We start from the raw sequence: 9,323 nt of genomic DNA, 5'->3' as shown, positions 1-9,323 counted from the left end.
TTAAGACGGAATAATTTGAACAAGATTTTGCACATTCCGAAATAAAGTGAAAAAAATAGCACATTATTTCAGATTTCCTCCCGGATTAATGTGGAAAAGAGTATCTGAAATATTGTGCTCGTTTACATAAATACGATTCCAAATAAAAATTAAACTCAGAATACATTTTTTCATCCATAGCTAATTTTCTTTTATTAGAAATTGCATTACCAAAAATCGTCAAGTGAGATACTTGTACATTTTTTACTTTTATAGATTTTAATAATTCTAATAAATCTATTATGCTTTTATAGTTTATTTTGTTTATAACAATATTTATTGAAGGTTGGATATTCCGTTCTATTAACCCAGAAATATTATTAATAGTTTTATTAAAATTACCTTTCCCCCTTATGAAATCATGCTCACTTTCCATTCCGTCTAAAGATACATTAATTGTTAATCTATCAGACATTTCTATTAGATCATCGAAAAAGTATTCTAGATTTGTCCCATTAGTGAACACTCTAATATCAATTCCCTCATGATAGGCCCTCCTCATGTATTCTATAGTTGAAGGCTCTTCGAAACACTCACCACCAGTAAAGAGCACTGAAAAGGGTTTTGCTGCTAAAATCCTATTAAAAATAATATCTTTCTCACTTTTTGATATTTCATTATTGGTCATTCCAGCTTCAACATAGCAATGCTTGCATCTTAAATTACACTTATTCGTGACTTTCCATTGGATTAATAAAGGAGCACTCAAACACAAATGGCTCGTATCGTATTCCTCTGTATCATTAAATTTATTTAAAAAATTATCAAGAACCTCAGATACATGAGTCGGCGATAGATTATACTCTTTTGCTAGGAAAGAGATAACTTCAGTTTTATTTTTAAATTTATCAATAGCATTTAATATTGTAAAACCTTCCTGATTAACAACGTAAAGTAACTTGCCTATTTCAATTAGATACTCATCCTTATTTAATATTTTGTATTTCAACAATAATCAACTCCAAAATAAAATAATTTAAAAATTGGAATTTTTCCACTTGATTTTGAAAATAGAGTAAAAAAAAATAGTGGAACCACTTTGTTGCAAATTTATTTTTCCGCATCTTTTTTCTTTAATGCTTTTTTGTCTCCATTTATTTTTTTTCCTTTTTGCATAACTTTGCATTGAGTAACCTCAGGTTTAAGTTTTTTTACCTCTGGGTTTAAATTAATTTTCATATGTATCCCTCACAATCTCATTTTTCTTTATATTAAATTTATTTTTCAAAAATAAAATAGTAGAAAAGACGATAATTAGGCAGGAAATTGATAGATAAGTAAACTTCAATCCAAAGTTATCAGCAATTAATCCTGTTAAAGGTGATATTAAAGCAACGAATAAACTAATGAGTAAACTTGCACATGATAAGATTGTCGCTCTGTTTTCCGATGGAATATTATCATTTAATTTGGTGTAAAAATACGGACTTGCTATTCCTCGCACCACACTTAAAGCTACTAATATAATTAGCCCCCAAAAGTTATCAAGGATATAGAGCATAAAAGTTAGTATACTAAACCCAAGAATCAAAACCAGATTAGTATAATCTTTAAGCTTTAATGAAATTTGTTTACTCCTTTTCGAGAAAAACCCTGCAGTGATATTCAATATAAAAAATATAAAACCAAATTCAGTACTACTTATTTGTATTTCATACATAAATGGCTGATCATAAGCTTTAACTATCTGTATAACTGACATAATTAATACCAATGATAATGTGGCATTCAATACTTTATTTGTTTTGAAAATAATAAGTGTACTTGTTTTAATTATTTCAAAATGCCCTTTTTTTCTATTATTTTGGGAATATCTCACTTCGTCCTCTAAATTTATTGAAATAATCAATGCACACAGAAAAGTCCCAATAGTCATAATAAAAGGTAAATAAATATTTACCCCATATAGGATGCCAGAAATAATCGCAGCAAAACCCATATAATAAAATGTATAGCCTCGAATTCTCCCGTCAATTTCTTGAAACTCATTTTCATGTTTATACTTTTTCATCATGTCATATAAATATGCTGAATCCGTTCCAGATAAAAACACTACTCCTAATGCCATTAGTACTGACCCCACATAAAATGAACCAAAGATATAAAAGACAATACTAATAAGTCTTAACAATACACTTATAATTAATGACACTTTTCTAGAGTATTTATCACTAATAATTCCTGCTGGAATTTCCATAAGTATAACGGTTATACCAGAGACAGTTCCTATTAGCATTAGTTGTGTTATAGATAAACCGTGATTAAAAACAAAAAGAGCAAAAATCGCATCGATGAATAAAACAGAAGTAAGCACACTATATGTTCCAAATAATAACAAGGTTTTTTTATATGAGTTCATGAACAGTTTCCTCACCTATTATTTTTTTGTAAAATTACCGCCACAATTGTGGCGGTAAAATAAAATTGTAGCCGAAAAAAATTAACAAATATCAGTTCCTGGGTAATATAGTTCTAATTTTAATTCTTCATCTTCATTAGCCAATTCATTTTGTGTTTTAATTTCGGATAAAATGTCTTCAAGAGTATATTTTTCCTCACTCATATTCTCACCCCCATTCTTATTATTAATAGTTTTTTATTTGATAACCATTTGCATGGATACCATCAAAGTAAGCGGAATATATTAATTTATTCTTCAATACTATAATACAACTTTTTCCACATATGTCTGTTTGGTATTTGTTACAATATATTGAAATTTCTATGTAATCACATAATTGCATAAAAAAGAGACAATGACGATACCTTAAATCAGCTTCACGATAAAGGAAAATTAAAATAGAATACAAAGGTACTGTCGTTTAGATCAAAAATATACACAAAAAGGATAACCCTCTTGAGGTGATGGAAAGCAAGGGATTTGAAGGATTCATCAATATAAGAGTGATTGACGAAACGTTGAACGAGGGTGAGTTTTACTTTTTAAAAGAAGGTTCAACCGATCCGATGGGAAATCTGGTCAAACCAATCCCTATAATTGGGTGTATCGAAGTGTGCCAAGCCAAGGTCCAACCATGACTCTCTTTCAAAGCTCAGTATCACGTGCTCGATCTGTCCTTGAAAGTTTCATTAAAGGATATTCCGGAATGATTGTTTGTGATGGTTATTCTGCTATGATAAGTTGGAAGGCGTTACCTTCGCAAATTGTTGGGCGCATTATCCGAGAAGAATTACTGTATGTCTTAACATAAAACATTTCTTCTCTTTTTTCTTAGATAATCTTTTGATGTTTTTGACAAAAGTTTCAGTCTTCAGTTCAGAAAATCGGGAATTCTGATGCTTTATTCGTCATAAGACACCTCCGGGAAAACCTGCAGTGTGTAATCTTCAAACAGTTCCATAGCTTCAGGATAGAATTCGCTGCTGAATTTCAGATAACTCTCCGTTTCTTTAAGGCTGTCATGTCCCAGATATATAGATAAATAGGGAACCGATGCGTCAATCGAACGCCCTGACTTTTCAGCTTCTGCAAAGTATTTAAAGGCAAACACATGCATCAGGCAGTGAAGGCATGGTCCACGTTCCCGTTTTCCCATACCTTTCAATGATATGCCGGCATATTTCAGTATGGTATTGAGTTTATTACGAGCAGCTTTTACAGAAAGTGGTACTTCCTGTATTGCGCTGGGGAACAGTAATGCTTCGGCTTTTCCTATCAACCCCATTACTAAACAGTATCTAATCAAGATTGATGTCAAAGTCTCATGCATAGGTACTAGCCGTTGCTTGTCTCCTTTTGTCTGTTTTAGAATGAGGATTCCACCATCGAGATCCATATCCTTCATCTTCAAAGCTAGAGTTTCCCCTACGCGCAAACAGCAGCCATACATGATTCGGAGCATCATTGGAAACTCAAGCTGGATGTAGGGATTCGGTTGGCTCTTTGTAAGGGTAATATTATCGGATAATGCAAAAATCCTTTTAAGTTCCTCATCAGAAAAAAACTGGCTTTTTTCTGTCAGTGAAGCTGGAGCAAAAGCTAACGCCATTTGTTTAAGCATCACAAGCCATGAAATCTTAGATCAATACTTGCCCTGGTCAAAAATGATTCAGGCAGAATGTAGTAATTAAAATAAGTAAGTATCCGCCGGTAGAACCGGCGGTTTTAATTTCGCCCTATAAGGGCACTTTACCAACGAAGCCCCTAAAGTGACCGCCAACCGTTTACTCTCCCTACTTTTCTTTAAATGGATCGACGTATTCTCATTTGCTCATATTATCTCGCAAACGGTCTTCTGCTTCTTGCTCTCGAATAATATACTTTGCAATTGTTTTTTCGTTTAGTCCCACCGTACTTACGTAATATCCTTTCGCCCAATACGTTCGGTTTCCATGATTATATTTTAAATTTGCGTGTCTATCATGGATCATCAAGGAACTTTTACCTTTTAAATATCCCATGAAATACGAAACAGACATTTTCGGTGGTATTTTTACCAGCATGTGAATATGATCTGGCATTGCATGTGCTTCCATTATTTCTACATCTTTCATTTCACATAGTTTTCTCAAAATAGCACCTATATCTTTTCTTCATTTCCCATACACTACTTTCCTTCTGTATTTGGGAATAAATACGATATGATACTTACAATTCCATCTTGTATGTGATAAACTATTGTCGCTCGACATGAGCAGGACTCCTTTCGTTATTTGAAGTTGGTTTGACGGCCATCTTCTATTATAACGATTGGAGTTTTTTTCTGATACAACTCTACAAGTTTCATTTGCACACAGGCATATCCTGTGGTTTAAAAAGATTAATAAAAGCCATATATTCGATTTAAAAAATCGTGGTATATGGCTTTTGTGATGTAGACCGAAAAGGTGTTCTTTTTTATAGTTCAGGCTTACGCTATTCAATTTAAATACTCTGCTTTGTTTTATTTCATTTTGTCCATTGCTATTCGAATTGGAGATTTATAAGGCGGATACCTCTTAGATTTACTTATTGGACAATTTACTTGTTCACTGATGTCTTTTATGAGATTCTTCATGTAATTAATTCGTCCATTAGGAAAATAGAAAACTATTTCTTCATTTGAATTTTGCGGGATTTTTGCAAGGTACATAGGAATAGTATCATCAGGATGGAGTTGTTTAAATTTTTCTGGGTTTTGTACGACCTCTAACCATTTTATATAACGCTCAATTAATAAATGTGTAACGATTTTATTTAAAATATAATTTATTCTGCTAACATTATAATTTAAGAAATCAAGCTCTTCCTCTCTACTGATAGGATTTAATACTTCTTCTAGGTGTGTCATAAATGATCCACGAATAAATGAACTAAACCGTTCTCTTATGCATTCAAAATCATATGTTTCTCGAATTTTTGTTTGATTTTCTATTTTCCAAAATGAATCTATTCCTTCACACTCCATTTTCCACCAAGTAAATGATAATGCATGGGGACAAACATCACCATTTTGTTGGGCTTTATTGAAAATCTCAACGCATTTCTTGTGGTCCTTGATAATATTACGTAATATATATCTACTTACTGCTTTATAAATAATCCTAGTTTGTTTGTAGACTTCAAAGAAGAAACTATCAATTTTATGTTTTTCGTTGAATCTAAAGCGTGAAAATTGACGTGGAAAAGCAGTTAAATAATTTTCCTTTAACAACCTATAATCATTTTTAATTTTCAAGATTCCCTTATTAGAAGAAATTTTAATAATTTTCTCACTCAGAGCAGGGTTATCATTAAAAGCTCTAATCAATAATTGGGGCATCATTGTCAAGTAATCAGTATCATTAATAACAAAGTATTTGTTGTAATTATCAAAGGGGTAAATTAAATGATATTGATGAACTTTTTCACGAGGTAAATTTAACCATGAATTTATGATTTGGTTTTGAATTCTAGGTTGTTTTTTCCATGATAAAAATATTGACCGTATATTTTCTGAATCAAGAAAATCGTAACCACAGGTGCAACGAAAAGCCTCTTTGTTGCCTTTATTAATAAGATATTCTGGCATTAATTTATCACATTTTACGCACCTAACAATTAACTCTTGTTCTGGATGAAAAGCACAGTGATCAAAAATTTTCAGTTGGTGTAGAATACTATGATATCCTTTACTTAAACAAATAGGGCAATATGACAAGTTAGAGTGAAAATAATTAATTTCAAACTTAATATTGGGAATTATATGGATTAGTTTATCTGCTAAATTGTCATGGTACTCTTTTAGATCTATTCCAATAATCTTTTGACTCAATTCCGAATCAATGCTGAAAAAATAAACTAGATTACGGTGGCGGCTGCCAGCATTTGAAATGTTTTTTAATTGCCTAACATTTTTATTGCCGATTAAGGCTAAAATAGTATTTCCGTCAATAGCATTTGCCCACATAAATTTTTCTAATATTCCCCAAGATGATTCGTAGTCTTGAATCCATTCGGTAGACCAAGTAAATTGAAAGGTCATAACTTTCAACCACCTTTATCTAAGTAATGTATATTATATTAACTTATTTGATACAATTCTGATTGGATGTACCCAGAATTATTAATTGCTTCTTCCCAATGAGTTTTTTTATAGCCGGTAAATCTAAACCATTATTTCCAAATCGTTTTAAAGCATATTCTACAGTTAATGTAACATATTGCATTGGAATTTCTACTTTCTGAGGTAATCCGAATTCTCTTCTTAAATTTACAAAAACCTGAAATTATTCTTCGGCTGAATGATGCAACCTATATCCTCTTGTAAAAGATTCAGAAAAAAAGTATTTAGTGAATGACCAGTTACTATTTGTAGGGTATTCACAATAATCGTCATATCCTGTTAAACAAATCCTTAAATTATTTAAATTTTCAATTCCCTTAAATTGATATTCATGGCTCATAAAGCGACCCACTATTTGAAATTTATCTCCACTGATAAACGCAGATCGTTGATGAACCAATTCTTTTTGTCCTACTAGAATAGTAGTTAAAGTTATGCCATAATGATCCAAATCATTATATAGATCCATTAACCAATCATAATGAATTTCTACAAGTCTTTGTGCATCATCTATAAAAAAAACAATCTTATTATTACCTGAGAAGTCAGCACGTTCTACTAGAAATCTTAATAGCCTTGTTCTCTTCATATTGGATTTTCCACTTATGATAATTGAATGTCCCACAGCATTTAATAAATCTTCAAAAAAGAAATTTTCATTGGGATTTTTGTATTTACGACAACGAATATGAAAAATTGGTGTATTTTCACCAAAGTCTTGTGGCAAACAATTAATTAAATATGAAATAGCTCTTGTTTTTCCTAATCTGGGACGACCATATATGATCGCACCCGGAGTTCTGTTTTCGACCCATTGAATGACAGTTTGATACATTCTATCGATCTCATTTGTTGAAATCAAATATTTACCCGTCTCAATGGGATGAGTTCCTTTTGGAATATAAGGTCTAATTAATATTTTATTAGATTGATTGGATTCCACTGTTTCTGACATTTTTAGGACCTCCAATTAAAAAATTATCGTTCTTTTTAAGATTCGCTTATCAGTTTGTTTATCCCCTGCTTCAGGTTCCTTATGCTTCCTAACATTAGATAGATCGGAAAGGTTTTCAAAATTTCCGTTAATAATGGTCCCTTTGTCTTCATTATACTTTGCTATTTGGTATCGTTCTTCTTTACTCTTTTGTTCTTTTTTTAGGGAAGCTAATTTGTTTCTGTTTGTTTTATTTTTTCGTGCTTCTTTTTCTAAGTAGTCTTGGTAAACTTGAATTGGATCATCATATTGAGTGAAATGTATTAACTTATTATTTTTTAGTTTATTTATAGCTTTTCTAGTTCTAAGGTCATGAGGGGTTATTCCCCATTTTCCAGTAGCACTTAAATTACCTAATTCACTACCATCATCTAGAAATGCTTTTACAATCCTTAAATCATCCGTGTTGACTAGCAGTTTAAGTGTTTTATTAACTAAATGTGGCGAACGGTTTAATACATCGTTCGTATATCTTACCCCTTCATAATTAACAAATGGTCTTCTTCCATTCTTTTCACTACCATTAACTCTTCTTGTAACTGTTAATGAAAAAAAGGCTATTTCATTACGTTTTTCTTCAGGTAACTGAAGTATTGTCATTCCTCTCGCTACTCTTTGTTCAAAAACTTCTAATGGGCTAAGATTACTATTTCCTTCATGTGGACTATCATTGTATTCAGCAATTAATACATCCGTAAGTTCTTCAAGGTGTTGTGCAGTAATTCTATATTTAATAGCATTTTCTTCTGAATTATTCCTTTTTGGGTCTTTTGGGTTACTTCCAGTTGTAGAAGGTAACCTATGAAACCCATTTTGCTCTAATGTCCGAAAAAAACGTTCGATAATAGGCCTTCTAACCGGAATTGCTACAGGTCCCAAATTAATAGAACAACCAATTAAGTCAACAAGTTTTTCTTTTACATTCTTTGCAATATTAGCTTTTGCATTGTCGTAGCAAAACTCGTCCCATAAACCAAAACTAGCTTCTGGAATTAAATTTGAAGGAAAGTTTGCTCTTTCCGAATAGTTTAATCCTTCAATAGTAAGCGATTTCCTTTTCCACGGAAAAATAGCATTCCTAATACACATTAGAACATCATGTGCAGAATATTCTTTATTTAGACAGAGATGATATCCTAGTATTGCTCTCGTAGCTACATCAACAATGGAAAGAATCCATATCCGATTCATTACTTCGATAATCTCATCACCCTCTGGGGTATTAAAAATTATTGCTATTGAAGTATCTATTCTATGACCGTCAAATTCCACTCGTTCTAGCGGTCTGATAATCATCGGATTGTTTTTGTTACCGATGCCGGTGTTTTTGGCAACCATAGCTGCTTGTTCACCATTCCTATTTGCTACTTCAACAAAATACGTTTTAGACAATGATTTTACATACCGTTCAAGGGACTTTATTGCCAATGAACTCGTGTTAAAAGGATATTCATTCATTTTAATCCCCAAAACTTTACATTCATTAATAAACTTCTTGTGTAAATTTCTTATGTTAATGAGATTGAGTCAAGTTTTTGTGGGAGTTTTTTTAGCTCCCTTTTTATAAAGTAAAACTTCTAATTTTGTATCCGCTTTCTAAATGTATTCTTTCATCAAAATTTCTTTTTTTCTTTTTTAAAAACCTTTTAATCCCTGTAAGGCAAAGTGAATGGGTTTTCCAATCGCCTGATTTAAGTATGGTATGTTCTGACGCACGGTTTCTGTTACTAATTTTGTGGGTATTT

At 31.8% G+C, this 9,323-nt stretch carries 7 protein-coding genes and 3 pseudogenes; 1 reads left to right on the top strand and 9 read right to left on the bottom strand.

Annotated elements, in window-relative coordinates; all coding sequences use genetic code 11:
- Positions 1–85: 85 nt before the first annotated feature.
- From QQZ16_RS22150 to QQZ16_RS22135, 4 genes are all read right to left on the bottom strand, one after another.
- On the bottom strand, positions 86–988 hold the full coding sequence (locus tag QQZ16_RS22150; protein ID WP_284561788.1) for a radical SAM protein: 903 nt from the start codon (positions 986–988) through the stop codon (positions 86–88).
- A gap of 101 nt (positions 989–1,089) precedes the next feature.
- Positions 1,090–1,218, bottom strand: coding sequence for a hypothetical protein (locus QQZ16_RS22145; RefSeq protein WP_268817980.1), 129 nt, complete (start codon positions 1,216–1,218; stop codon positions 1,090–1,092).
- Positions 1,208–2,398, bottom strand: a complete 1,191-nt coding sequence (locus tag QQZ16_RS22140) for an MFS transporter (RefSeq protein ID WP_031540127.1) — start codon at positions 2,396–2,398, stop codon at positions 1,208–1,210. Before QQZ16_RS22140 ends, QQZ16_RS22145 begins: the two co-directional genes overlap by 11 nt.
- 81 nt (positions 2,399–2,479) lie before the next feature.
- On the bottom strand, positions 2,480–2,602 hold the full coding sequence (locus QQZ16_RS22135; protein WP_268817979.1) for a hypothetical protein: 123 nt from the start codon (positions 2,600–2,602) through the stop codon (positions 2,480–2,482).
- Positions 2,603–2,996: 394 nt separating this feature from the next.
- Between QQZ16_RS22135 and QQZ16_RS22130 the strand changes: the two are divergent.
- Positions 2,997–3,226 (top strand): annotated as a pseudogene (locus QQZ16_RS22130) (IS66 family transposase); the annotation flags it as partial.
- A gap of 115 nt (positions 3,227–3,341) precedes the next feature.
- On the opposite strand, the gene QQZ16_RS22125 reads toward QQZ16_RS22130, so the two are convergent.
- From QQZ16_RS22125 to QQZ16_RS22105, 5 genes and pseudogenes are all read right to left on the bottom strand, one after another.
- Complete coding sequence (locus tag QQZ16_RS22125) at positions 3,342–4,061, bottom strand: tyrosine-type recombinase/integrase (protein WP_051641031.1); 720 nt, start codon at positions 4,059–4,061, stop codon at positions 3,342–3,344.
- A 202-nt stretch (positions 4,062–4,263) separates the two neighbouring features.
- Positions 4,264–4,692, bottom strand: a pseudogene (gene tnpA / locus QQZ16_RS22120) (IS200/IS605 family transposase).
- A gap of 251 nt (positions 4,693–4,943) precedes the next feature.
- A complete protein-coding gene (locus QQZ16_RS22115; RefSeq protein ID WP_065429145.1) occupies positions 4,944–6,503 on the bottom strand; it encodes a hypothetical protein in 1,560 nt (519 codons plus the stop codon).
- Positions 6,504–6,541: 38 nt separating this feature from the next.
- Positions 6,542–7,539: pseudogene (locus QQZ16_RS22110) on the bottom strand (ATP-binding protein).
- A gap of 15 nt (positions 7,540–7,554) precedes the next feature.
- A complete protein-coding gene (locus QQZ16_RS22105) occupies positions 7,555–9,036 on the bottom strand; it encodes a hypothetical protein (protein WP_231512611.1) in 1,482 nt (493 codons plus the stop codon).
- Positions 9,037–9,323 lie beyond the last annotated feature (287 nt).

The organism is Bacillus sp. T2.9-1 (assembly GCF_950097965.1).
GTDB classification, from domain to species: Bacteria; Bacillota; Bacilli; order Bacillales; family Cytobacillaceae; genus Niallia; species Niallia hominis.
This window is presented reverse-complemented; position numbering and strand designations above follow the sequence as displayed.

Coding starts and splice junctions, on each gene's coding strand:
- QQZ16_RS22145 (WP_268817980.1), bottom strand. CDS start 1,218: ATGAAAATTAATTTAAACCCAGAGGTAAAAAAACTTAAACCTGAGGTT.
- QQZ16_RS22115 (WP_065429145.1), bottom strand. CDS start 6,503: ATGACCTTTCAATTTACTTGGTCTACCGAATGGATTCAAGACTACGAA.
- QQZ16_RS22140 (WP_031540127.1), bottom strand. CDS start 2,398: ATGAACTCATATAAAAAAACCTTGTTATTATTTGGAACATATAGTGTG.
- QQZ16_RS22105 (WP_231512611.1), bottom strand. CDS start 9,036: ATGAATGAATATCCTTTTAACACGAGTTCATTGGCAATAAAGTCCCTT.
- QQZ16_RS22135 (WP_268817979.1), bottom strand. CDS start 2,602: ATGAGTGAGGAAAAATATACTCTTGAAGACATTTTATCCGAAATTAAA.
- QQZ16_RS22125 (WP_051641031.1), bottom strand. CDS start 4,061: ATGCTTAAACAAATGGCGTTAGCTTTTGCTCCAGCTTCACTGACAGAA.